At 60.6% G+C, this 24,071-nt stretch carries 22 protein-coding genes, 1 tRNA gene and 1 pseudogene; 10 read left to right on the top strand and 14 right to left on the bottom strand.

Annotated features, from left to right (window positions below; translation table 11 throughout):
* Positions 1-2: 2 nt before the first annotated feature.
* The gene (locus LIX91_RS06515) at positions 3-1,205 is read right to left on the bottom strand and encodes an efflux RND transporter periplasmic adaptor subunit (protein WP_003416981.1); all 1,203 of its coding nucleotides are present in this window, start codon (positions 1,203-1,205) and stop codon (positions 3-5) included.
* A gap of 144 nt (positions 1,206-1,349) precedes the next feature.
* Here LIX91_RS06515 and baeS point away from each other — a divergent pair, with 144 nt between their 5' ends.
* Positions 1,350-2,741, top strand: a complete 1,392-nt coding sequence (gene baeS, locus LIX91_RS06510) for a sensor histidine kinase efflux regulator BaeS (RefSeq protein WP_226488189.1) — start codon at positions 1,350-1,352, stop codon at positions 2,739-2,741.
* Positions 2,738-3,421 (top strand): response regulator, encoded by a 684-nt coding sequence (locus tag LIX91_RS06505; RefSeq protein WP_003314799.1) that lies wholly within the window; start codon positions 2,738-2,740, stop codon positions 3,419-3,421. The genes baeS and LIX91_RS06505 overlap by 4 nt, the downstream gene beginning before the upstream one ends.
* Before the next feature lie 101 nt (positions 3,422-3,522).
* On the opposite strand, the gene LIX91_RS06500 is transcribed toward LIX91_RS06505, so the two are convergent.
* The 3 genes from LIX91_RS06500 to LIX91_RS06490 are packed head-to-tail and all read right to left on the bottom strand — an operon-like array spanning position 3,523 to position 6,598.
* Positions 3,523-4,923 carry an LLM class flavin-dependent oxidoreductase gene (locus tag LIX91_RS06500; protein ID WP_226488188.1) on the bottom strand — a complete coding sequence of 467 codons (1,401 nt, stop codon included), beginning with the start codon at positions 4,921-4,923 and terminating at the stop codon, positions 3,523-3,525.
* Between the two features lie 4 nt (positions 4,924-4,927).
* Positions 4,928-5,368, bottom strand: coding sequence for an acyl-CoA dehydrogenase (locus tag LIX91_RS06495; RefSeq protein WP_226488187.1), 441 nt, complete (start codon positions 5,366-5,368; stop codon positions 4,928-4,930).
* Between the two features lie 15 nt (positions 5,369-5,383).
* Complete coding sequence (locus LIX91_RS06490) at positions 5,384-6,598, bottom strand: SfnB family sulfur acquisition oxidoreductase (protein ID WP_226488186.1); 1,215 nt, start codon at positions 6,596-6,598, stop codon at positions 5,384-5,386.
* Between LIX91_RS06490 and LIX91_RS06485 the strand changes: the two genes are divergently transcribed.
* Both LIX91_RS06485 and LIX91_RS06480 read left to right on the top strand, forming a co-directional pair.
* Positions 6,597-6,827 carry a hypothetical protein gene (locus tag LIX91_RS06485; protein WP_226488185.1) on the top strand — a complete coding sequence of 77 codons (231 nt, stop codon included), beginning with the start codon at positions 6,597-6,599 and terminating at the stop codon, positions 6,825-6,827. The genes LIX91_RS06490 and LIX91_RS06485 overlap by 2 nt on opposite strands.
* A 197-nt stretch (positions 6,828-7,024) precedes the next feature.
* The gene (locus tag LIX91_RS06480) at positions 7,025-8,263 is read left to right on the top strand and encodes an acyl-CoA dehydrogenase family protein (protein WP_226488184.1); all 1,239 of its coding nucleotides are present in this window, start codon (positions 7,025-7,027) and stop codon (positions 8,261-8,263) included.
* 7 nt (positions 8,264-8,270) lie between these two features.
* Here LIX91_RS06480 and LIX91_RS06475 read toward each other — a convergent pair whose 3' ends face one another.
* The 6 genes and pseudogenes from LIX91_RS06475 to LIX91_RS25710 all read right to left on the bottom strand — a co-directional run.
* Entirely contained in the window at positions 8,271-9,257 is a 987-nt protein-coding gene (locus LIX91_RS06475) for an ABC transporter permease (protein ID WP_226488183.1), read from the bottom strand.
* Complete coding sequence (locus LIX91_RS06470) at positions 9,254-10,201, bottom strand: ABC transporter permease (protein ID WP_103697110.1); 948 nt, start codon at positions 10,199-10,201, stop codon at positions 9,254-9,256. The genes LIX91_RS06475 and LIX91_RS06470 overlap by 4 nt, the downstream gene beginning before the upstream one ends.
* A 43-nt stretch (positions 10,202-10,244) precedes the next feature.
* Positions 10,245-11,816 (bottom strand): sugar ABC transporter ATP-binding protein, encoded by a 1,572-nt coding sequence (locus LIX91_RS06465; RefSeq protein WP_226488181.1) that lies wholly within the window; start codon positions 11,814-11,816, stop codon positions 10,245-10,247.
* A gap of 15 nt (positions 11,817-11,831) precedes the next feature.
* Positions 11,832-12,836 carry a sugar ABC transporter substrate-binding protein gene (locus tag LIX91_RS06460; protein WP_226488180.1) on the bottom strand — a complete coding sequence of 335 codons (1,005 nt, stop codon included), beginning with the start codon at positions 12,834-12,836 and terminating at the stop codon, positions 11,832-11,834.
* Positions 12,837-13,080: 244 nt separating this feature from the next.
* A complete protein-coding gene (locus LIX91_RS06455) occupies positions 13,081-14,250 on the bottom strand; it encodes a methyl-accepting chemotaxis protein (RefSeq protein ID WP_410524747.1) in 1,170 nt (389 codons plus the stop codon).
* Positions 14,233-14,658 (bottom strand): annotated as a pseudogene (locus tag LIX91_RS25710) (MCP four helix bundle domain-containing protein); the annotation flags it as partial. The gene LIX91_RS06455 and the pseudogene LIX91_RS25710, both read right to left, overlap by 18 nt.
* 258 nt (positions 14,659-14,916) lie before the next feature.
* On the opposite strand from LIX91_RS25710, the gene LIX91_RS06450 reads away from it, so the two are divergent.
* Complete coding sequence (locus LIX91_RS06450) at positions 14,917-15,345, top strand: VirK family protein (protein ID WP_003416999.1); 429 nt, start codon at positions 14,917-14,919, stop codon at positions 15,343-15,345.
* A gap of 99 nt (positions 15,346-15,444) precedes the next feature.
* Here LIX91_RS06450 and LIX91_RS06445 read toward each other — a convergent pair whose 3' ends face one another.
* Both LIX91_RS06445 and LIX91_RS06440 read right to left on the bottom strand, forming a co-directional pair.
* The gene (locus tag LIX91_RS06445; RefSeq protein ID WP_100071751.1) at positions 15,445-15,915 is read right to left on the bottom strand and encodes a DUF3237 family protein; all 471 of its coding nucleotides are present in this window, start codon (positions 15,913-15,915) and stop codon (positions 15,445-15,447) included.
* 178 nt (positions 15,916-16,093) lie between these two features.
* Positions 16,094-17,281: a XylR family transcriptional regulator gene (locus LIX91_RS06440; RefSeq protein WP_003364299.1), complete on the bottom strand. Its 1,188-nt coding sequence runs from the start codon at positions 17,279-17,281 to the stop codon at positions 16,094-16,096.
* Between the two features lie 169 nt (positions 17,282-17,450).
* Here LIX91_RS06440 and xylA point away from each other — a divergent pair, with 169 nt between their 5' ends.
* The 5 genes from xylA to LIX91_RS06415 all read left to right on the top strand — a co-directional run bounded on the left by xylA (position 17,451) and on the right by LIX91_RS06415 (position 23,269).
* A complete protein-coding gene (xylA, locus tag LIX91_RS06435) occupies positions 17,451-18,767 on the top strand; it encodes a xylose isomerase (RefSeq protein ID WP_103697096.1) in 1,317 nt (438 codons plus the stop codon).
* A gap of 131 nt (positions 18,768-18,898) precedes the next feature.
* Positions 18,899-19,900: a D-xylose ABC transporter substrate-binding protein gene (gene xylF / locus LIX91_RS06430; protein WP_226488178.1), complete on the top strand. Its 1,002-nt coding sequence runs from the start codon at positions 18,899-18,901 to the stop codon at positions 19,898-19,900.
* A 102-nt stretch (positions 19,901-20,002) separates the two neighbouring features.
* Positions 20,003-21,559, top strand: a complete 1,557-nt coding sequence (gene xylG / locus LIX91_RS06425; RefSeq protein WP_226488177.1) for a D-xylose ABC transporter ATP-binding protein — start codon at positions 20,003-20,005, stop codon at positions 21,557-21,559.
* Complete coding sequence (locus LIX91_RS06420; protein WP_003400873.1) at positions 21,560-22,696, top strand: sugar ABC transporter permease; 1,137 nt, start codon at positions 21,560-21,562, stop codon at positions 22,694-22,696.
* A gap of 114 nt (positions 22,697-22,810) precedes the next feature.
* The gene (locus LIX91_RS06415; RefSeq protein ID WP_032702917.1) at positions 22,811-23,269 is read left to right on the top strand and encodes a thiol-disulfide oxidoreductase DCC family protein; all 459 of its coding nucleotides are present in this window, start codon (positions 22,811-22,813) and stop codon (positions 23,267-23,269) included.
* A 92-nt stretch (positions 23,270-23,361) separates the two neighbouring features.
* Here the strand turns inward: LIX91_RS06415 and LIX91_RS06410 are convergent.
* Both LIX91_RS06410 and pgsA read right to left on the bottom strand, forming a co-directional pair.
* Positions 23,362-23,437 (bottom strand) — tRNA-Gly (locus tag LIX91_RS06410).
* A 66-nt stretch (positions 23,438-23,503) separates the two neighbouring features.
* Positions 23,504-24,064, bottom strand: a complete 561-nt coding sequence (gene pgsA, locus LIX91_RS06405; protein ID WP_003410850.1) for a CDP-diacylglycerol--glycerol-3-phosphate 3-phosphatidyltransferase — start codon at positions 24,062-24,064, stop codon at positions 23,504-23,506.
* Between the last annotated feature and the right edge of the window lie 7 nt (positions 24,065-24,071).

Raw genomic sequence — 24,071 nt, 5'->3', positions numbered from 1 at the left:
GTTCAGCCCTCCTTCACGGTAGCGGCAGTGGCCGCAGTACCAGACGCTGGCGAATCGGCGTTGTCAGCGCTCTGCACGGTAACCTCGGTGCCTACAGGGGTTTTCTGTCCGCCTTCGACCACCACCTGATCATTGGCCTTGAGCCCGCTGCTCACCCACCACTGGTTGCCCACCGTGCGGTCGACGCTGATCACCCGCTGCTCGATCTTGCCGTCAATCACCAGCAACACCGTGGTCTGACCACTGGCACTGCGGGTGACGGCCTTTTGCGGTATCAGGATGGCATTCTGATCCTGCGCCTGTTCCAGCACCGCCACCACGTACATGCCAGGCAGCAACAACCGCTCCGGGTTGGCAAAGCTGGCACGCAGCGTCACCGTGCCGGTGCCTTCATTGACGCTGACGCCGCTGAATTGCAGGCGGCCATCCTGGTTGTAGGTGCTGTCGTCATCCAGCTTGAGGGTGATTCGGGCTTCCCCGTCGCTGTTGGTTTGCAGCTTGCCGCTGGCCAGGTCGCGCTTGAGACGCAGCAACTCAGTGGTGGACTGGGTGACATCGACGTAAATCGGATCGAGCTGCTGAACCGTGGTCAGCGCGGTGTCCTGCTGGGCCACCACCAATGCACCGGGGGTCACCGTCGAGGTCTCGATGCGGCCGCTGATAGGCGCGGTAATCCGTGTGTAAGCCAGATTGATGCGTGCGGTCTGCACATCGGCCTCCGCCACTTTCACCTCGGCGGCGGCAGTCAGCAGGCTGGCCTCGGCGTCTTCTTTATCCTGCTGGCTGATGGCATCGATCCTGGCCAGTTGCACATCGCGTTTGGCGGTGGCCTGTGCGGACTTGAGCGTGGCACGGGACTTGGCGAGCGTGGCCTGCGACTCTGCCAGAGCCGCCTGGTAGGTCGCGCTGTCGAGTTGGTACAACGGCTGACCAGCCTTGATTTCGGCGCCTTCGACGAACAGTCGCTGCTGCACGATGCCACTGACCTGAGGCCGTATCTCGGCAACCATGAACGCTTTGGTGCGCCCCGCCAGCTCGGTGGTCAGCGATTGGCTGCGCGGTTTGACGGTGACCACCGACACGGTCGGTTTCTCCGCAGCAGGCGGCGCATTGCCGTCTGAACAACCGCTCAGAAGACCGATAAGGGCTGCGTAGATGACAAAGGTCAAAGTCATCAGGTATTTGGCGAAAATCTTGCTCGACATGATTGCCTCAGGACGTTGTGGCGAAAGCCTGACGTCAGAGTGCGAGGCAAATGTGCAGGAAAATTGAAGATTGCCGCGTTCACTTGAAACTTGCCGTCGCGAAGGCCTAAATGGACGCCGTCTTCAGGGAAACCCCGAGCCTTCATGAAATCGAGCATCTCCACCAAACTCTTTGTCGCGGTACTGGCCAGCGTGCTGTCAGTGATCCTGATCATGGGCCTGACCGCGAACTGGAGTTTTGCCCGCGGCTTTCTGGGTTACCTCAACGAACAGGCCATGCAGCGCATGTCGCCGGTCCTGCCACGGCTGGCCGCTGCCTATGCGCGCGAAGGCAGTTGGGAATTCATGCGTGACAACAAGGATCGCTGGTTCGAAGTGATGCGTCCGGAGCCGGCACAGGATTTCGCCATCCCCGGGCTGGCGACACCGCCTACCTCCGACCTGACCGGCGCGGTGTTCCGGATCGCGCTGCTGGATGCGCAGAAGAACCTGGTGATGGGCTTTCCAGGGGTCCATGACGATGAGTTCATGCGCCCGGTGGAAGTCGACGGCAAAATCGTCGGCTGGATGGCGGTCACGCCCTTTCAAAGTGTCAGCGAAGCCGGTGGCGAGCGCTTTCAGCAGTACCAGTTGCGCGCCAGCCTGGCGATGGGTGTGCTGTCGCTGCTGCTGGCGGTGCTGATTGCCTGGTGGATCGCGCGCACCCTGCTCGATCCGGTCAAGCGTGTGGCTGCGGCAACCCATCGCCTTGCCGCAGGTGAATACGCCAGCCGCGTGGCGGTTTCCTCGAACGACGAGGTCGGTCAACTGGCGCGCGACTTCAACCAGCTGGCGTACACCCTGGAGCGCAATGAGAAGATGCGCCGCGAATTCATGGCCGACGTGTCCCATGAGCTGCGCACCCCGCTGTCGGTCCTGCGTGGCGAACTGGAAGCCATCGAGGATGGCGTGCGCACACTGGATCAGGCGTCGATGAAGTCCCTGCAGGGCGAAGTCGGCATGCTCAGCAAGCTGGTGGATGATCTGTATGAGCTGTCCCTGGCGGATGTGGGCGCCCTGACCTACCGCAAGGTCGACTGTGATCTGGCGGAGCTGCTGACGAATATCACTGACATGTTCGAAGAGCGTTGCGCAGCCCGTCAGTTGCATTTGCAGCTGGAGCTTGCTGGCGGAGCTCTACCGGTGCACGCAGACCCAGGACGCCTGCAGCAATTGATCAGCAACCTTCTGGAAAACTCGGTGCGCTACACCGATGCCGGTGGCACAGTGCACGTGCGTGCCGCATTGCAGGGTGATGAAGTGCGCGTCGATGTGATGGATTCCGGCCCCGGCGTCGACCCGCAGCAACTGCCCAGACTGTTCGAACGCTTCTATCGCGGTGAAACCTCACGTAACCGCGCCAGCGGCGGTGCGGGTCTGGGGTTGGCGATCTGTCACAGCATCGCCCTCGCCCACGGCGGCACCCTGAGCGCCGACCACTCGCCTACAGGCGGCCTCTGGCTGACCCTGTGCCTGCCAGGACACCTGCGCCCATGACCGCTGCAAGCCTCGAAACACCGATCCTCATTGTCGAAGACGAGCCCAAGCTGGCGTCGCTGATGCGCGACTATCTGATCGCGGCCGGGTATTCGACCCACTGCCTGAGTAACGGGCTAGACGTTGTGCCCGCTGTCAGAGCGAACGCGCCACAACTGATCCTGCTCGACATCATGCTGCCTGGCCGCGATGGCATGGACATCTGCAAGGAACTGCGCAGCTTCAGCGACGTGCCCATTGTGATGATCACCGCACGCGTCGAGGAAATCGACCGATTGCTCGGCCTGGACCTCGGTGCCGACGACTACATCTGCAAACCGTTCAGCCCACGGGAGATGGTCGCTCGCGTCAAAGCCATCCTGCGTCGGAGCTCCTCCAGCGAGACGCACACGCCCAAGGGTTTGCAGGTGGACGAAGCGCACTACCAGGCCTCGTTCAACGGGGTCACCCTGGACCTGACCCCGGTGGAACTGCGTCTGCTGGCGACCTTCGCCCGCTCACCGGGCCGGGTCTTCTCCCGTGACCACTTGCTGGACAGGCTCTACTCGGATCACCGCGTAGTGACCGACCGCACCGTGGACAGCCACATCCGCAACCTGCGCCGCAAACTGGAACAGGCCTGCCCGGGTCAGGACCCGATCCAGTCGCTGTACGGGGTGGGCTACAAGCTGGAGTTGTGACCGGTACTGTGCGGAGCATGGGCACGATAGTTACAGGACTATCGTTCCTCACGCTCCCGTGTGGGAGTGCCGGCCGCCTGCGCGACGACAGTCATCACACTTCAGGCACTTTCCGTTTGCCGGTTGCGCTGCAGCGCAGCCAGGTCGCGGAATACGGCACCCGGATGCCCCGCTTCCAGGCGCGGCCCATCGCCAAACAGCTTTTCGCGCAACGTGCCCTTGGCATATTCGGTCTTGTAGACGCCGCGCTTCTGAAGCTCCGGCACCAACAGCTCGACCGCATCGATGAAGGTTTCATGGGTCAGCGCGTACGCCAGGTTGAACCCGTCGACGTCGGTTTCTTCAACCCACTCCTGCAACAGGTCGGCCACGGTTTCCGGGCTGCCGACAAACAGCGGGCCGAAGCCACCGATGCCGACCCAATCGGCCAGTGCCTGCGGCGTCCATATGGTGTTCGGGTCTGCCGTGGAAAAAGTCTCGACGGCCGACTGAATGGCATTGGTGTGAACGTGGCGCAGGGGTTCGTCGGGCTTGAACTGGCTGAAGTCGATGCCGGTCCAGCCGGAAATCAACGCCATCGCGCCCTCATAGCTGACCCAGCTTTTGTATTCCTCGAATTTGGCCCTGGCCTTGGCATCCGTCTCGCCGAGGATCACCGTCTGCAAATTGAAAATCAGCACCTTGGACGGGTCGCGACCAGCCTCTGCGGTGCGCCGGCGGATATCGGCCACGGTCTTTTTCAGCAGGACTTTCGAGGGGGCTGCAACGAAAACGCATTCGGCGTGCTCGGCGGCGAACTGCTTGCCGCGGCTTGATGCGCCAGCCTGATAGAGCACAGGCGTGCGTTGCGGCGACGGCTCGCACAAGTGGATGCCAGGCACATGGAAGTGTTTGCCGACATGGCGAATCTCGTGGATTTTGCTCGGATCACTGAATACGCGGCGCTCCCGGTCACGCAGAATCGCGCCGTCTTCCCAGCTGCCTTCCCAGAGTTTGTAACAAACCTCCAGATACTCCTCCGCGTAGTCGTAGCGCGCGTCGTGTTCGGTGAGGGTTTTCTGGCCCAGGTTCTTCGCGCCGCTTTCCAGATACGAGGTGACGATATTCCAGCCTGCGCGCCCCTTGGTCAGGTGATCCAGCGTCGACAGGCGACGGGCAAACGGATAGGGATGTTCGAACGACAGCGACGCGGTCAGGCCGAAGCCCAGGTGTTCAGTCACCAGCGCCATGGGCGGGATGAGCTGCAACGGGTCGTTGACCGGCACCTGAGTGGCCTGGCGAATCGCCGCCTCGCCGTTGCCGCGATAGACGTCGTAAATACCCAGCACATCGGCAATGAACAAACCATCGAACTTGCCGCGCTCGAGAATTTTCGCCAGATCGGTCCAGTATTCGAGGTCCTTGTACTGCCAGGAGCGATCACGCGGATGCGCCCAGAGGCCCGGCGATTGATGGCCGACGCAGTTCATGTCAAACGCGTTGAGGCGGATTTGGCGAGGCATGCACTTACTCCTGAAGCTGTGGCGGAACCACGCCGTTGAGGCGTTGATTGCCGATAACCTGATAGTGCCAGCGCAGCGGCTCACGACCGGCCGGGGCTGGCAATGACGAGCGCTGCCCGGTCAATTCGTATTGAATGTTGCCCACCGCCTGCAAAGCCTCGGCGCTGGCAATGACCGCCTCGCTGCTGGCGATCAGACGTTGCTCGGCGGAAGCGTCCAGCCGCCGGGCGCGCTCCAGCAGCGCGGCGGCGACGTCCAGACGAATCTGCAGGTCCCCGACCTTGCTGATCACATAAGGGTCATCGACCACGCGCTGCAGACCACTGAGCGACCAGGGCTGACCGTGCTCACGCAGGTAATCGAGGGTGTGTCGCAGGCCTTGGCGCGCCTGATCAAGGTCTTCGGTGGCGAACGCCAGTTGTGCGGTGATAGCGGGATGCGTCATGGGCATACTCCTTGATCAGTTCCAGGCGTGACGTGGCGGTGCAATACCGTTGAGCACCTGATTGCCGATCAGGTGGTATTTCCAGCGCGCCGGGTCATGCAGCGTGTGGGTCCGCGCGTTGCGCCAGTAACGGTCGAGATTGAATTTGCCGAGCACCGAGCGGGTGCCGGCCAGTTCGAACAGCTGGGTGCTGGCGAGCAAGGCAATCTGCGCCGACAGCACCTTGGCCTGGGCGACGATTACCGAGGCCTGCGCGACGCTGGCTTCGCTGGGTTCGGCCAGGGCATGGTCGATGGCCTGCCCGGCCTTGGCGAGGATCGCGTCGGTGCCGTGCAGCCGCCACTGCAAATCGCCGATGGCGGCAATGCTGAACGGGTCCTGCCAGCCGAAATCCTGCTTGCTGTCGATCCATGGTCGGGCCAGCCGGGCGTGCTTCAGGGTTTCCTCGAACGCGCCGTGAGCAATGCCGGTGTCCACCGCCGCCTGAATGATCTGCGAAATCGGCCCATGGGCAGTCGGTTCGTCGAAAGCACGATGCGCCGGGATCACCGCACTCGAGGGTACGCGAACGGCTTTTAAAACAGCCCCGCCGCTGGCCGTGGTGCGCTGACCGAAACCGTCCCAGTTATAGATGATGGTCAGCCCCGGTTTGTCGCGCTCGACGAAAGCGATGAACACCTGACTCTGCTCGTTGACGCCTGAAACCGGCACGATGTGCGCGAACAGTGCGCCGGTGCAGTAGAACTTTTCGCCGTCCAGCACTGCGTGCTCGCCATCGAATCGAATCCGGGTCTGAAAGGCGCCGGCGTTCTTGCTTTTCGACTCGGAGAACGCATTGCCGAAGCGGTAGCCCGCCAGCGCCTTGCCGAAGTAGTGGCGCTTCTGCTCCTCGGTGCCGGTCTGCAAGAGGATATCGAGCACGCCCAGGTGGTTCTGCGGAATTTGCCCGAGTGAAGGGTCGGCGGCAGAAACAAGCTTGATCACTTCCGCGACGGTGACATAGGAAACGCCCGCACCGCCGTAGGCCTTGGGTACGGTAATGGCCCAAAGTCCGCTGGCGGAAAACTCATCCAGCTCGGCGACTGGCAGACGCCGTTCGCGATCACGCACTGAAGCTTCTTCAGCGAAGCGACCGGCCAATGCTCTGGCCACTTCAAGGGCTTCGGCGTCCGAGCCAATGACGTGCGCTGCGGGAGGTGCGGCAGTTGAAAGGGAGGAAGGAAAACTCATGGACAGGCTCCTGCTCGTTGGCGACAGGTTGAAAACACTCAACACGCTTGACCCTGAACATTGCACAGCCCGTGCCGAAAAATATTTCTCTTTAAAAGCAGTCAGTTGCGAAGCAACGCTCTTGAATGGCCGCACCCTGCAGCGCAAAATGTTCGATCGCTGTTGCTGGCCGAACAGCGGCGCACTCACAGCGCATCCAGTGCAGACACAGGTATTTCAGGGCTCATGAGGTGCCGACATGGCTGACGACGCGGTGGGATTTGCCAGCCAGCGCTCATGCCACTGTTGGCTGATCAACAAGAAAACCATCATCCAAAAAATAAATCATTAAAATCAGTCGGTTACATTAAGGCACAAAGCATGCAGAGAGTCCGGCGAACCTTCCACCGGCCCTCGTGCCGATCTCTTCGCGCTCAGGAGTACTGCATGACTCAAACAACCGGCTCAAACCCGCTCTCGCTGGGGACCGATTACGAAACCCTGGCCAACCGATTTCGCCCGATCTTCCGTGAGATCGGCGCTGGCAGCGTCGAACGCGAAAAAGCCCGCGCCCTGCCCCATGAACCGATTGCCTGGCTGCAGAAAGCCGGTTTCGGCGCTGTACGTGTACCCACCGAATATGGCGGTGCGGGTGCTTCGATCACCCAGCTGTTTCAACTGCTGATCGAGCTGGCCGAAGCCGACTCGAACATTCCGCAAGCCCTGCGCGCGCATTTCGCCTTCGTCGAAGACCGCCTGAATGCACCACCCGGCGCGGACCGTGATCAATGGTTCGCGCGCTTTGTGGCCGGGGATCTGGTCGGCAACGGCTGGACCGAAGTCGGCGCGGTGAAAATTGGCGATGTGATTACCAAGGTCAGCCCGCAAGGCGATGGTTTCGTGCTCAATGGCACCAAGTTTTACAGCACCGGCAGCATCTTTGCCGACTGGATAGACGTCTACGCCCAGCGCTCCGATACCGGCGCCGATGTGATCGCGATCGTCGACGCCAGGCATGCCGGCGTGCGTCACAGTGACGATTGGGACGGGTTCGGCCAGCGCACTACAGGCAGCGGCACCTCGGTCTACGACAACGTACCGCTGCCGGCCACACACGTCATACCGTTCGAGCAACGCTTCAAATACCAGACGGCGTTTTATCAATTGGTGCTGCTGGCGGTGCTGGCCGGTATTGGTCGAGCGGTCGAACGCGACATCGCTCAGGAAGTGCTCGATCGCAAACGCGTCTTCAGCCATGGCAACGCCGGGAGCGTCAGTCAGGACTCACAAGTACAGCAAGTGGTCGGTCAGATCGCCGCTCAGGTTTACGCCGCAGAGGCTGCAACGCTACGCTCCGCCGAGCCGTTGCAGCGTGCGTACGTGGCACGCTTCGGCAATGACCCACAGCGGGAAAAAGACGCCAATATCGCCGCGGAAATCGAGACCGCCAAGGCCCAGGTGATCGTCTCGGAACTGGTGCTGCGCGCTGCCAGCGATCTGTTCAACGCACTGGGCGCTTCAGGTGTCAGCGTCAACAAGGCGCTGGATCGCCACTGGCGTAATGCGCGCACAGCGGCATCGCACAATCCGCTGATCTACAAGGCGCGTATTGTCGGTGACTGGCGCATCAACGGCACCGAGCCGCCGTTTGTCTGGCAGATCGGCAGCGGTAAAGGCAACGCGTAAAGAGCACTCACGCCGCGTTACGCAGCAGGTGGCGACTGGTAAAACTGAACACCAGCACCAGAAAGATCAGCGCCCCGGTCGCAACCTGCTGCCAATAGAAGTTCCAGCCGATCAGCAACAGGCCATTGGCGATCATGTTGATGAACAGCACACCCAAAAGTGTGCCCGGAATATTCGGACGCCTTTGACGACTGAGCGTCGTACCGATGAACACGGCGCCGATGGCATTGATCAGGTAAGCGTTGCCTGACATCGGCACGTAGGCGTTGACCGTCGAGCTGAGCAGGATACCCGCCACCGCACAGGCCAGCGCGCTGGCGAAAAAGACCTGCACGGCAATGCGTCGCGTGGGCAGGCCCGAGTAATACGCCAGTTGCGGCTGCGTGCCCAGGGCAAGGATTTCACGCCCCAGACGTCCGCGCGCCAGGATCAGCCCGTAAAGCCCTGCCAGCAACCCGACCACCAGCAGCGGCAATGGCACGCCGAGGATCGACACAGCGCTGATCCCCGGTAATACGCCCTGAGCGATATAGATCGGCTGGCCACCGTCGGATAACAACTGTTGCACGCTGGTGCCGATAAACAGCGTACCCAGCGTCGCCAGAAACGGCGAAATGCGCAGCCCGGCGATCAGCATCGCGTTGAACGCCCCGGCGATGCCCCCTGCCAGCACAGCGACCGCAATGGCCGCGCCCAGACCATGACCTCCATTCAGCGTGGCCACGAAACCGAGGCTGGCAAAGTCCAGCGCCGTTCCCACCGACAGATCGATACCGCCAGCCGCAACAGCCCAGGTCATGCCGATTGCGACGATGGCCAGCAACACGAAGTTGTTCAGCACCAGACTCGACAGGTTGCCCCAACTCAGAAAGCCCGGTGCATTGATCGCGAAAAACAGCAGGATGATCAGCACCAACAGCGGCAGGACCGCTGGCAAAAGGCGCGGCAGCACCTTGACCAGCGTCGAAGAGGTGCTCAGGGTCAGCGTACTCATTGTTCACCCTCCCGGCGGCCGAATGCCCCGGAAAATGCCACCACCAACAGAATCAACACGCCTTGCACGCCGTTGACCCAGAAGCTGGAAATGTTCAGCAATTGAAAGCCGTTGATCAAAAAGCCCAGCAGCAGCGTCGCCAACAGCGTGCCGGGAATGTTGGCGGTCAGACGCCGCGAGAACACCACGCCAAGAAAGGCAATGGCCACCACTGACAACAACATGTCGCCGGAACCGGTCGTGCTGCCGCTGAAAAACGCTGCGGAACAGAATGCAGCCAGTGCAGCGCAGCCACCGGCAATCAGATAACTGGCAAACACATAGCGCCGCAGATTCAACCCGGCCGCCTCGGCTGCTTGCGGGTATTCGCCAATGGCGTACAGACGCAGGCCGAACGCGCTGTGCTGAATCAACAGCCACAACAGCGCCGCGACTCCCAGCAGCACCCAGGCCAGCGCTGGAACACCCAGCCAGACGCCGGACGCCAGGCTGTCCAGCAATGCCGAGTCGGTCGCCAGCACAGTGTTCTGGGTCAGCACCAGCTCAAGCCCGGCAATCAGGTTCATGCTCGCCAGCGTCGCCAGTAACGGCGGCAAGCGTAAAAACACCACCGCCAGGCCGTTGAACGCGCCGACCAACAGGCCGCAGCCGAGCGTCAGGCCAATCGCTTGCCAGGCATCGAACCCGGCATTGTTCAGGCTGCTGTAAACGGCCGCACACAGACCGAGATTGGCCGCCAGCGACAGGTCCAGGCCGCCGCTGACCACATTGGAACCACCACCGATAACCACGCAGGTCAGGCCCAGCGCGAGTATGCCGAGCGTTGCTGACTGGGCGAACACGTTGCTGATGTTGCCGATGCTGAGGAAGTTAGGCGCACTGACGGCAAAGCCGAGCAGAATCGCCAGAAACACCAGCAACGACCCGCGCTGCGCCAGCTGCATGCGCCAGCGTTGCGCTGGATCGCCAGCCTGTGCGATTGATAGATCAAGCGCGGACATAATGGGCCTCCGCAGGGAGTGCTTGGCTGTCATGGTCGCTTTCACTGGCGCCCGTGGCGCAGGCCAGCAGCTGGTCGCTGTCGGTGCTCAGTGAGTCGAATTCGCCTGCAATGCGTCCTCTGTGCAGGACCACAATGCGCTGAGTGATGCCGATCAGCTCCGGCAAGTCCGACGACAGCACCAGCACCGCCGCGCCGCCCTCGGCAAGCCGGGCAATCAATCGGTAGATCTCCACCTTGGCGCCGATGTCGACGCCAACGCTGGGCTCGTCCAGCAGGTATAACGTCGAATGGCGGCTCAGCCATTTGCCCAGCGCAACCTTCTGCTGGTTGCCACCGCTGAGCGCGTGCACGGGCGCATCATGGCCTGAGGTCTTGATTGCCAGTTCATCGATCAGGTGTTGGCTTTCCCCGGCCTGCGCCGCAGCGTCGAGCATTCCCCAGCGGCTGAAGCGCCCCAGGCTGGCCAGCGTGATGTTCTCCAGCACCGAAAGCGCCGGTGCCACGCCATGCGTGCGGCGCTCCTCGGGGACCAGCGCGATGCCATTCCTTACCGCGTCACGCGGTGATTTCAGCTGCAACGGCTGACCGTTCAACAACAGTTCGCCGCGATCCGGCTTGAGCAGCCCGAACAGGCTCTTGAGCAGCTCCTTGGCACCCGAGCCGACCAGCCCGGTCAGGCCCAGCACTTCGCCACGCCGCACGCTCAGGTCAACGCCGTTGTAAAAGCGCCCTGCCGCCAGCCCGCGCAGTTGCAGCACGGGCGTGCCGGGTGATGTCCGGGCACGAAAATATTGCTCGCCGACCTCCCGATTGACCATCAGCCGGGCGATCTGCGCAGTGCTGGTGAGTGCCGGATCGACCACCGCCACATCGCGGCCGTTACGCAGCACGGTGACCTGATCACACAGCGATTCGATCTCTTGCAAGTAGTGGGAAATGTAGACAATGGTCAGCCCTTCATCGCGCAGGCGTCGAACGATGTCCAGCAAGCGGTCCACCTCCTGCTTGACCAGTGACACACTCGGCTCGTCGAACACCAGCACCTTCGGCCTGGCCAGCAACGCGCGAGTGATCTGCAGTATCTGTCGCTGGGCGCTGTCCAGATCGCGTACCAGCGCCGCGGCGGGCAGGCGCATGGCAAAGTAATCGTCCAGAAGTCTTGCCGCCTCACGCTCTTGGGCGCGGCGATCGACGAAGGGGCCACGCTTGATTTCCTGCCCGAAAAACAGCGCCTCTCCGACGCTGAAGCTGCCCGGCAGCAGTCGCTCCTGATGAATGAAATGCACGCCTGCGGCCTCGACCTGACGCGGCGTGAAACTGTCGAACGGCTGGCCATGAATACTCAAGCGGCCGGCATCGGCGCGATGAATACCGGCGAGAACCTTGATCAGGGTCGACTTGCCCGCCCCGTTTTCACCCACCAGCCCGTGAATCGTTCCGGCCTCGACCTTAAGGTTTACGCCATCCAGCGCCTGGGTGGCGCCAAAGCGCTTGCTGATACCCTTCAAGTGCAAGGCCGGTGGCAGCGCCGCAACGTCTGCAATCGCTGATCTCATGATTGATCTCCCGCGTCAGTTATCGCCTCTGAGCTTTTGCACGTCCGGCAGATTGGCGGCCGTGGTCAGCAAGGTGGGCACCTGGGTCTCCTTTGGCAGATCGTGCTGTCCGGCCAGGTAACGGGCGACGTTCTGCACCGCGGTCTTGCCGATCAATGCAGGCTGCTGGGCAACCACGGCACCCACCGGCGAATCTTCGCGGCGCATCAGCTCGAGCACTTCCGGCGTGCCGTCGACGCCGTAGGTCTTGATTTCGGTTCTGCCGGCATCGATCAGTGCCTTGCTGGCGCCCAGTTGCGGGATGTCCCAGGCGGCCCAGATCGCCGAAACACTGCCTTTGGGGTACTTATTGAGCAACGCCGAGACTTGCGAGTAGGCGTCCTGAACCGTGTTGGGAATGACATCGCGCAACTCGGGCTCGATGATTTTCAGCTGCGGATGATCCTTGAGCGCCAACTTGAGCTGGTCATAACGAATGGCGCAGACCGGCACGCCATAAAAGCCATTGAACACCAGCACGTTACCCTGGCCACCTGCGTCCTTGATCAGTTGCCCGGCCAATGCCTTGCCGGTGGCCACGTTGTCGGACGTGGTGTTGTTGAGGCTGTATTGCGAGGGCGCATCGATGGTGAACAGCGGAATACCCGCCTTGCTGATGCGCTTGAGCCAAGGGTCGATAACACTGAGGGTGCCGAGGGTCTGGATCACCGCATCGGGCTTTTGCGTGACCACAGTCTGCAATTGATTGACCAGATTCTTGTCGTTGCGACCGGCATCGAGCGTGATGGGCGTGCCGCCCAGGCGCTTGACCTCATCCACCTGCGCCTGGAAGGCCTTGATATCGAAGTAGTGACTGGTGCCGGTCATGCTGATCGCTATGCGTTTGCCGGCCAGCGAAGGCACGTCGCTGTCCTCGGCATACGCGGTTGCGACGAGGCTGGTGGCCAACAGGGTCAGCACCAGAGTGTGCCCTATTGCATGCAGGCGGTTGGTCTTGGAGGTCGGGACGGCATCAGGCATTCGGGTGGCTCCGCTGGCTCAGGAAAACAATCCTGATCGGCAGTGCACAGGTCATGCCCAAAGCTTTGCGCTGCGCCTTGCGATGGCGCGAGGCCCGGCGCCAGGCGGTTTCAAGCTGTTGCGCTGGATGGTGTGGGTGCGCAGTAGCCAGGTTTTACCGGCGCAAACGCCGAACACATTGTCGGTTCGCTGTTGCCCGGACAACAGCGAATCGATGCGGGAGCGTGCTTGCTACAGGAGCGTGTTATCTGAGCTTGAACTGCCCCAGCGTAGTCGTCAGGTCACTCGCCAGCTCGGCCAGCGACTGGCTGGCACTGCCGGTCTGGCTGGTGCGCACCGCTGATTGTGCCGACAAGTCACGAATGCGCACCAAGTTGCGGTCCACTTCCCGCGCAACCAGCGCTTGTTCTTCGGAGGCGCTGGCGATCACCGTGTTGCGCTCATCGATGACCATGACCGAACTGGCGATGCTGGCCAGCACAGCGTTGGCCGACTCGGCCTGTTGTTTGGTGCGTTGCGCCTGGTCGGTACTGACTTCAAGCGCGACCAGAGTACTTTTGGTGCCCTGCTGGATGTGCCCGACCATGGTTTCGATCTCGCGAGTCGATTCGCTGGTACGGTGGGCCAGAGCGCGCACCTCGTCGGCGACCACGGCAAAACCCCGCCCGGCATCGCCCGCGCGTGCCGCTTCGATGGAAGCGTTGAGGGCCAGCAGGTTGGTTTGCTCGGACACTGCGCGAATAACATCCAGAACCTTGGTGATATCCAGCGTGCGGGTTGCCAGCGCCTGCGCCTCGACGGATGCCGTACCAACATTTCGGGTCAGTTCAAGGATCGACTGGACGGTTTGATTGAGCTCTTCCTGACCTTCGCGGGCCGACACCGAAGAGGCTTTGGATTCCACCGAAGTGGTCACCGCATTACGCGCCACTTCATCGACCGCCTGACTCATCTCGGTGACTGCGGTGGCGGCCATTTCGATTTCGCTGTTCTGCACCACCAGATCGGCGTTGCTGTTGACCATCAGGGCGCTCATTTCTTCCGTGGCCGACGCCAACTGGTGAGCGGCATCGCCCACCTGGGTCAGGGTCTGGCTCAAATTGCCGCGCATGCGCTCCATCGATTGCAGCAACAGGGCCGCCTCATCAGTGCCCTCACGGTTGATTGCGCTGGGACGCAGGTCGCCCGCGGCAATGGTTTCCGAGCTGTGCAGCGCCTGACTGATCGGCACTGCGAGACTTTTGGTCAGACGCCAGGCAAGCAATCCGGTCAACAACACCGTCAGAAACATGACCCCATAAGTGACGATCAGGGCGTTCTCATACACCGACGTCGCTGCAGCGCTGGATTCGGCTTCGGAGTCATCATTGATCTTTTCCAGCTTGCCCAGGGCGGCTTCGATGCTTTCCGCCATGGCCTTCATCTCGCCCCAGACGAGCGCCCTTCCGGCCTCTGCCTGGTTCTCGTTGATCAGCGTATAGACCTTCTCGGCACGCTCGATGTAGCCCTGATAAGTGCTCTTCAGTCCCTCGACGAGTGCGCGCTCGTCATCCTCGGTGATGAGCGGGTCGTAGGCCTCTACGGCCTTTTGGAACCCGGCCTTCTTTTCAAGGAGCTCGGTGTGAGCCAGAGCCACCTGCGCAAGATCATGCGTGGCAAGCATTTTGGCCACGGTGGTGCGGGTTTTCTCGACCGCCAGGGCAATATCGTCACCCAGCGCAATCCCTGGAAGCGCGTCGTTTTCGATTTCAAGCGATTGCTCACGAATACCGTGCAATTGCTGAATGCTGAAAATACCAAGCCCGAACACCAGCACCACCATCAACGCAAAGCAGGCGGAGGTCCGCGCGGCTATTTTCAGCTGTCTCAGCATCTTCAATCCCCTTCCCGTGACCGGTAAATAAATGAGTACCGTCATTCCTATCGGCAGAACAGGAAAAAGGATGAAGATGCTCCGGACAGCGAGGTGCCACTGTTATCAAGGCCCACCCGAATCGAAGCTTATGGTAGGTTTCGCGACGCTCGATAATCGCGAGATGGACGGATCTTTCCCCCTTCAGACTGACTTCCTGGAGCTGCCATGAAACATTGCTACGCCGCTGCACTGCTTGCTTTCTCACTGCCTGGCCTCGCTTGCGCAGGCGACGCGCTACCCACCTACTCCGCCATCACCCAGGCGTTGAACACTGGAGAATCGGTCGCTGTGGTGATCGATCTGGGACAATGCAAATCCTCGATCGCCGGTGCCGAGCCGTCCAAAACCAAAGGCGGCAAACGCATTGATGCTTACCGCATCACCCCAGACGGCACCCTGGCATTTTCGGACACCCACTTCAGCCTCGATCGCGATAACAAGCCCATCGAGCAATTCATTCGTTATCAGATACGCCCAAACGGCACCGCCACATTCAGCATGACCACGCTGAATGTTCCTGGTTATCAACAGGTGGGCACTCCGGTGAGTTATGAGTGTGCGGTCGGCAAGGGCTTGAGCTTTTTTGCCGGATGAGCCGGCTCATGACATGACCGCATAAGACACAAAGACGTCGGCGTGGGGGAAAGACCAGCCTCACGCCGTCGAAAATAAAGCTCGCTGCGCTTCTTCACATCAGCTGTTTTTTTCAATGTCTGCTTGCCGGTCGTTGACCTGAAAAATGCTGACACGCAGGCTGTCATCCCCCGACTTGATGCTCACCCTGCCGACGTACAGATTGCGCTGCAAGTGATCATGCGCACCGGTAGGTACGCTGAACTGCTTGCTGCATGTAAAACGCGATTCGGTCAAAGGCGCCCGGTCCGTTTCATGCCCTGCCAGGAGTCCCTCGCCCACTACCTCTATGTTTACTCCGTGATCAGTGAACAAGGTGTAGTACAAGCTGACACGCGCAAGGTCGTCGCCCTGGGGCACCAGATAAAGACTGCCTCCAGGAAGTACCTGCCCCTGCAATCGCTCGCCACGAAACTCTCCACCCCGTATTTCACAGCTGCTGCGCTGCATCTTCGAAGGGTCGCAAAGCAATTGCGGCTTATCGATACGCAGGTGAATGGTCAATATTTCATGCAACTGCATCGTCTCTATCCCCTACGTCCCATAGTGCATGTGAAGACTGGTGACTCGTTCATAACTGTACCAAGGTGTATGTTTTAGCCCGGACGCTTGGAAACTGTCAACTTAAGCGAACCATTCGGTACTGTTATAAGGGGTATAGGAAGGAATGCATTCAAAGCCTTTCGCTCACCGCCCAGGCCTCCTGCGTTCATGACGCCGCCGCACCGCCACCCTGCTGGTACTCTCGCGGCGTGCAGCCGAACTCGCGACGAAACACGGTGTGCAGGTATTGCGCAGACCGGAAACCACAATCACGGGCGATCTCGGCAATGGCCAGCCCGGTGTTTTCCAGTCCGTTAGCAGCGGCGGCCAGTTTGAAACGCAGGATCTCGTCATGCACGCTGCAGCCCCTTACGCGGCGAAAGTGTGACTCCAGTGACGAGCGCGAAACGCCCACGTAAGCGGCTACCTGTGCAGTCTTGATGCCTTGGCACGCATACTGCCGGATAAACAGCAGCGCCTGCATGACATAGGGGTCACCCAAGGGCTGATGCAGACTCGAAGCCTGCACGTTGACAGTGTCCGGCGGTATCAGAATGTGTGTACCCGAGGACGGCATGCCGTGCAGCATCTGGTGCAGCAGACGTGCAGCGGTGCGACCCATGGTGTCGGTGCCTTGAACGACCGAGCTCAGTGGCACGCGAGTGAGGGTCCTGGTCAACGGATCATTGTCGATGCCGATCAGGGCCACCTGTTCGGGGACGGCAATTCCGGCGGTCAGGCAGGCCTGCAATAGCTGACGAGCGCGGGCGTCGGTCACGGCGATGATGCCGATCGGCTTGGGCAGGCTTTGCAGCCAGGCAATCTGCTGTTCTACGGCGCTGTCCCAGAGCGGCGCGCTGGTGCCCAGGCCACGATAGACCTCGGCGTGCAGGCCGTCGCGTTGCAGCAAGCGGCGAAAGGCCTGCTCGCGCTCCTGGGCCCAGCGATTGGCTTGCGCTTCTGGCAGGCTGAAGCAGGCAAAGCGCGTCAACCCGGCCTCGATCAGGTGCTCGTAGGCTGCCTTGATCAAGGCATGATTGTCAGTCGCCACATATGGAATGCCCTTCGGGTAGGCGCGCTCGTCCTGATAGGACCCGCCCACCGCTACCACCGGCAGTTTGATCCCGGCCAATGCCTCGCCGATCAGTGGGTCATCGAAATCGGCAATGATCCCGTCGCCCTGCCAGCGCTCGATGCCTTTCAGGCGACAGAGGAAATCCTCCTCGAGGAACAGGTCCCAGGACACCCGGGTGCTGCTGAGGTAGTTGCCGATGCCACTGATGATGCCGCGGTCATAAATCTTGCTGCCGTTGAACAACAGCGCGATGCGGTGAACGGGAGGTACGGTTTTCATTGTTTTTATGCCGATTCGATAAGCACGACGACGTGGGCCGCAGACTAGGCCACTGACCGACGAATCTCAACACTCAAAATCGCACTGTACGTTGACGATTTTCATAATCAGCGCATGCAGGGCCGTTGCTAGTATCCAGACACCGCCAAGAACAATAAGGAAAACGCTCATGCTGTACTTCCCCGACGTCGACAGGGTTCGCTATGAAGGCCCTGACAGCGACTCGCCCCTCGCCTTTCGCCACTATGACGCCGACAAGCTGGTCCTCGGCAAACCCATGCGCGAGCACTTGCGCATGGCGGCCTGCTACTGGCACACCTTCGTATGGCCGGGCGCCGACATGTTCGGTGTCGGCACCTTCAAGCGCCCATGGCAAGGTTCCGGTGACCCGATGCAACTGGCCATCGGCAAGGCCGAAGCGGCGTTCGAGTTCTTCTCCAAGCTCGGCATCGACTACTACAGCTTCCACGACACCGATGTGGCACCGGAAGGCGCCTCACTCAAGGAGTATCGCCACAACTTCGCGCACATGGTCGATCATCTTGAGCGCCATCAGCAACAGAGCGGCATAAAACTGCTGTGGGGCACGGCCAACTGCTTCAGCAACCCACGCTTCGCCGCAGGCGCTGCCAGCAACCCGGACCCGGAAGTGTTCGCCTACGCCGCGACCCAGGTGTTCAGCGCAATGAATGCCACCCAGCGTCTCAAAGGGTCCAACTACGTGTTGTGGGGCGGTCGCGAAGGCTACGAAACCCTGCTCAATACCGACCTCAAGCGTGAACGCGAACAACTCGGTCGTTTCATGCGCATGGTCGTTGAACACAAGCACAAGATCGGTTTCAAGGGTGATTTGCTGATCGAGCCCAAGCCACAGGAGCCGACCAAGCATCAGTACGATTACGACAGCGCCACGGTGTTCGGTTTTCTGCAGCAGTACGGCCTGGAAAACGAGATCAAGGTCAATATCGAAGCCAACCACGCCACGCTGGCCGGACACAGCTTCCACCACGAAATCGCCACAGCGGTCTCGCTGGGGATCTTCGGCAGCATCGACGCCAACCGTGGCGACCCACAGAACGGCTGGGACACGGACCAGTTCCCCAACAGCGTCGAGGAGATGACCCTCGCCACCTACGAGATCCTCAAGGCTGGCGGCTTCACCAACGGCGGTTTCAATTTCGACTCCAAGGTGCGTCGCCAGAGCCTCGACGATATCGACCTGTTTCACGGCCACGTTGCCGCGATGGATGTCCTCGCCCTGGCGCTGGAGCGTGCTGCGGCCATGGTGCAGAACGATAAACTCCAGCACTTCAAGGACCAGCGCTACGCAGGCTGGCAGCAGCCATTTGGCCAATCGGTACTGGCGGGCGAATTCAGCCTTGCGTCGCTCGCCGAACACGCCTTCGCCAACGAGCTGAACCCGCAGGCCGTCAGTGGCCGTCAGGAACTGCTTGAAGGTGTGGTCAATCGCTTTATCTACGCCTGACAGGCTTAGCTGGACGTCGCCGTGACATTCAGGCGACAAATCTTCATACGCGACGTCCGGCAACGCTCTACAGTTCTATCGTTATCGCCCAGTCAAGAAGTGTCTCAAACAACAATAAAAGGACGCACCCTATGAACACCCTGAAACGTACGCTGCTCGCCAGCGCGCTGGCCTTGCTGTCCCTGCCGGTGATCGCTGACTCTGCGCACCCGAAAATAGGTTTTTCCATTGATGACCTGCGTCTGGAACGCTGGTCACGCGACCGTGATTACTTCGTTGCGGCGGCGGAAAAGCTCGACGCCAAGGTCTTCGTGCAATCGGCGGATGCCAATGAGCAGAAACAGATTTCGCAGATAGAAAACCTCATTGCTCGCGGCGTCGATGTGATCGTCATCGTGCCGTTCAACGCCACCGTGCTGACCAATGCCGTTGCCGAAGCCAAGAAGGCCAGGATCAGGGTGGTGTCGTATGACCGGCTGATCCTCAATGCCGATATCGATGCGTACATTTCCTTCGATAACGAAAAGGTCGGCGAGATGCAGGCCAACGGCGTCCTGAAAGCAGCGCCCAAGGGCAATTACTTCCTGCTGGGCGGCGCGCCCACCGATAACAACGCCAAGATTCTGCGTGAAGGCCAGATGAAAGCGCTACAACCGGCTATCGACAGAGGTGATATCAAGATCGTCGGCCAGCAGTGGGTAAAGGAGTGGAACCCTACCGAAGCCCTGAGCATTGTTGAAAATGCCCTGACGCGTAATAACAACAAGATCGATGGCATCGTCGCCTCCAACGACGCCACTGCCGGCGGCGCGATCCAGGCCCTCGCCGCACAGCAACTGGCCGGCAAAGTCCCTATCTCGGGCCAGGATGCGGACCTCGCGGCGGTCAAGCGGGTCATCGATGGCACCCAGACCATGACCGTCTACAAGCCGCTGAAACTGATTGCCAGCGAAGCCGCCAAGCTTTCAGTGCAACTGGCACGCAACCAGAAACCCGATTTCAGTTCGCAATACGACAATGGCAGCAAGAAAGTCGACACCATCCTGCTGACGCCTACAGCGTTGACCAAGGACAACATCGACCTGCTGGAAAAAGACGGGTTCTACACCAAGGCGCAGATTGACGGGCAATGAGCCTCGATCGTTGATACGTCGCTGAAAGCCAGAGCACGACCCTGCGGTTAGGCAGAGTCGTCGCTCAGGCCAAGCCATCACACCTTCGTAGAGCCCTGCGCCATGTCTGACTACCTGTTGCAAATGAATGGCATCGTCAAATCCTTTGGCGGTGTGAAAGCGCTCAACGGCATCGATATCACAGTGAAGCCCGGCGAATGCGTCGGCCTGTGCGGCGAGAACGGCGCGGGCAAGTCGACATTGATGAAAGTCCTTTCGGCGGTCTATCCCTACGGCACCTGGGAGGGCGAGGTTCTGTGGGACGGCCAACCGCTCAAGGCACAATCGATCAGCGACACGGAAGCGGCCGGGATCGTCATCATCCATCAGGAGCTGACGCTGGTCCCGGACCTGTCAGTGGCCGAAAACATCTTCATGGGTCACGAGCTGACGCTTCCCGGCGGGCGCATGAATTATCCGGCCATGATCCACCGCGCCGAGTCGTTGATGCGTGAACTCAAAGTGCCTGACATGAACGTGGCACTGCCGGTTTCCCAGTATGGCGGCGGCTACCAGCAACTGGTGGAAATCGCCAAGGCGCTGAACAAGAAGGCGCGCCTGTTGATTCTCGACGAGCCCTCCTCGGCCCTGACCCGTTCCGAAATCGAGGTGCTGCTGGACATCATTCGCGACCTGAAGGCTAAAGGGGTCGCGTGCGTGTACATCTCGCACAAGCTCGATGAAGTGGCCGCCGTGTGCGACACCATCTCAGTCATCCGCGACGGCAAACATATTGCAACCACCGCAATGGCGGACATGGACATTGCGAAGATCATCACCCAGATGGTCGGACGCGAAATGAGCAACCTCTATCCCACCGAGCCGCATGATGTCGGCGAGGTGATCTTCGAAGCGCGGCATATCACCTGCTATGACGTCGATAATCCCGGGCGCAAGCGGGTCGACGACGTATCGTTCGTCCTCAGGCGCGGGGAAATCCTCGGCATCGCCGGGCTGGTGGGCGCGGGCCGTACCGAACTGGTGTCAGCCCTGTTCGGCGCCTATCCCGGTCGATACAGCGGTGAAGTATGGCTGGATGGCCAGGCTATCGATACGCGCACGCCGCTCAAATCGATCCGCGCCGGCCTGTGCATGGTCCCCGAAGACCGCAAGCGCCAGGGCATCATTCCGGACCTGGGTGTCGGCCAGAACATCACCCTCGCGGTCCTCGACAGCTACTCGAACATGACCCGTATCGACGCTGAAGCCGAGCTGGGCAGCATCGACCGGGAAATCTCGCGCATGCACCTCAAGACCGCCAACCCGTTTTTGCCGATCACCAGCCTGTCCGGCGGCAATCAGCAGAAAGCCGTGCTGGCGAAGATGCTGCTCACCCGCCCACACGTTCTGATTCTCGACGAGCCCACCCGCGGCGTCGATGTCGGTGCCAAGTACGAGATCTACAAGCTGATGGGCGCGCTGGCAGCCGAGGGCGTGTCGATCATCATGGTGTCCTCAGAACTGGCCGAAGTGCTGGGCGTGTCCGACCGTGTACTGGTGATTGGCGACGGTCAGTTGCGCGGCGACTTCATCAACCATGAACTGACTCAGGAGCAGGTGCTCGCCGCTGCACTCAGCCACTCCGATGCCCCTCACAATAATGCCCGGAAGACCGCGTAGATGAACCAGGTCAAACAGTTCTTCACCCGCTATAAAATGCTCGCGCTGGTGATTGCCATAGCCGTTATCTGGCTGTTCTTCAGCTGGCAGACCGAGGGCGGCTTCCTGACGCCGCGCAACTTGTCCAACCTGCTGCGACAGATGTCCATTACCGGGATTCTGGCCTGCGGCATGGTGCTGGTGATCATCAGCGGCGAGATTGACCTGTCGGTGGGCTCATTGCTTGGCCTGCTCGGTGGCCTGGCGGCGATTCTGGATGTGGTTTACCACGTGCCGCTGCTGGCGAACCTGAGTGTGGTGGCCCTGTGCGGCCTGATGATCGGCCTGGCCAACGGCTACATGACCGCCTACCTGCGGATCCCCTCGTTCATTGTCGGGCTGGGTGGCATGCTGGCGTTTCGTGGCGTCCTGCTGGGGATCACCGGCGGCACGACCATCGCCCCGGTGTCGCCGTCGCTGGTCTATATCGGTCAGGGCTATCTGCCACATGCGGTAGGCACCGGGCTCGGCATTCTGCTGCTGGCGCTGACGCTGTTCCTGACCTGGAAACAACGGCGCAACAGAGCGCTGCACGGGCTGGCAGCGCATTCGCTGATTCGTGATGTGTTGCGCGTGGTGTTGATCGGCGCGGTGCTGGGCGGCTTTGTCTATGTGCTCAACAGCTACGACGGAATCCCCGTTCCGGTGTTGCTGTTGCTGGTCCTGCTCGGCGTGTTCAGTTACGTCACCAGCCAGACGGTATTCGGACGCCGCGTCTACGCCGTCGGCAGCAACATGGAAGCCACGCGCCTGTCCGGCATCAACGTACAGGCCGTGAAACTGTGGATCTTCGGCATCATGGGCGTGATGTGCGCGTTCGCCGGGCTGGTCAACACCGCACGCCTGGCCGCCGGCTCGCCCTCGGCCGGCAACATGGGCGAACTCGACGCCATCGCCGCATGCTTCATCGGCGGCACGTCCATGCGTGGCGGTTCAGGCACTGTCTACGGCGCCCTGCTCGGCGCACTGGTCATCACCAGTCTCGACAACGGCATGTCGATGCTCGACGTCGACAGTTACTGGCAGATGATCGTCAAGGGCGGCATTCTGGTGCTGGCGGTGTGGGTGGACGTGAGTACCCGCGCCGGGCGGCGCTGATCGCGGCCCGGATCAACATTACTCGAAACCCAAGGCCCGGACGAAAGTCACCGCCCATTGTCAGCACGGTCTTTTGAGCATAAGGTGTAAAAAACCTATACAAGACTATTAGCGATGTACAAGAAATTTGAATGGCCGCTGACACTTTACTTTGATGGTGACTGCCCGCTCTGCGCCCGAGAGGTCAGAACCCTGCGCGCCCATGCAAAGCCTGAGCGGCTTTTGTTCGTGGATATTCGTGATGACGCCTTTGACGCCACTTCTCTGGGATTCACACTTGAGGATATGGAGTCGTTACTGCACGCCAGATTCAACGATGGCACGTGGGTCAAGGGTCTGGACGCGACACTCTGGAGTTGGCGAGCGGCCGGCCTGGGTGCGTGGGTCGCGCCGCTGTCGTGGCGATTCATGAGGCCCGTGTTCAACCTGGGCTACCGGCTTTTTTGCCGCTCGCGCCCTTACCTTGCCTGGCTGCCCCACCCTGACGGCAGCCGCCGTTGCAGTAGCAACAGCTGTGCGGTCCCGGACGCAAAACCAGCTTCGGCCAAGCGGAATTCCAGTACGGAAAGGTAAACAAGGACTGCTTACCGCAGAAACGAAAAAAGACGCCTGAGCGTCTTTTTTTGCTGACTCACTAAGCCCGGAGGGTTCAGTAAATCAATATTTGGAGCGGGAAACGAGACTCGAACTCGCGACCCCGACCTTGGCAAGGTCGTGCTCTACCAACTGAGCTATTCCCGCATTGTCTTGATGACGGGCGCTATTCTAGCGATTCAGATAGCGGCGTCAAGCCTTTGATTCAAAAACTTATTTTTTTTCTGCAGTCGTCCTGAGGTGCGGCCATGCGGCCCTCAGGTATTGCACCATGGACCAGAGTGTCAGCCCCGCAGCGATAAGCAGCAGCGCATAGCCGAGAATGACCCAAACGGTGATGGCGGGCGGGTTGCCGAGCAGAATGACCAGCGCGAGCATCTGCGCCGCCGTCTTCCATTTACCCATGTTGGAAACGGCAACCTGCGCACGCGCGCCGATTTCCGCCATCCATTCGCGGAGTGCAGAGATTACGATTTCACGGCCGATGATCACCGCTGCGGGCAGCGTCAGCCATAGATTGGCATGCGCCTGAACCAGCAGCACCAATGCCACGGCCACCATCAGTTTGTCTGCTACCGGATCGAGAAAGGCGCCAAAGGGCGTGCTTTGTTCAAGACGGCGGGCCAGATACCCGTCGAGCCAGTCGGTCGCCGCAGCGAACGCAAAGACTGCACTGGCCGCCATGTAGCTCCAGTGATAAGGCATGTAGAACAACAAAATGAAGATCGGAATCAGTAAAACGCGTAGTACGGTGATCAGATTAGGGATATTCATCGGCACA

Source organism: Pseudomonas sp. B20 (assembly GCF_020515755.1).
Classification (GTDB): Bacteria; Pseudomonadota; Gammaproteobacteria; order Pseudomonadales; family Pseudomonadaceae; genus Aquipseudomonas; species Aquipseudomonas syringae.
This window is presented reverse-complemented; position numbering and strand designations above follow the sequence as displayed.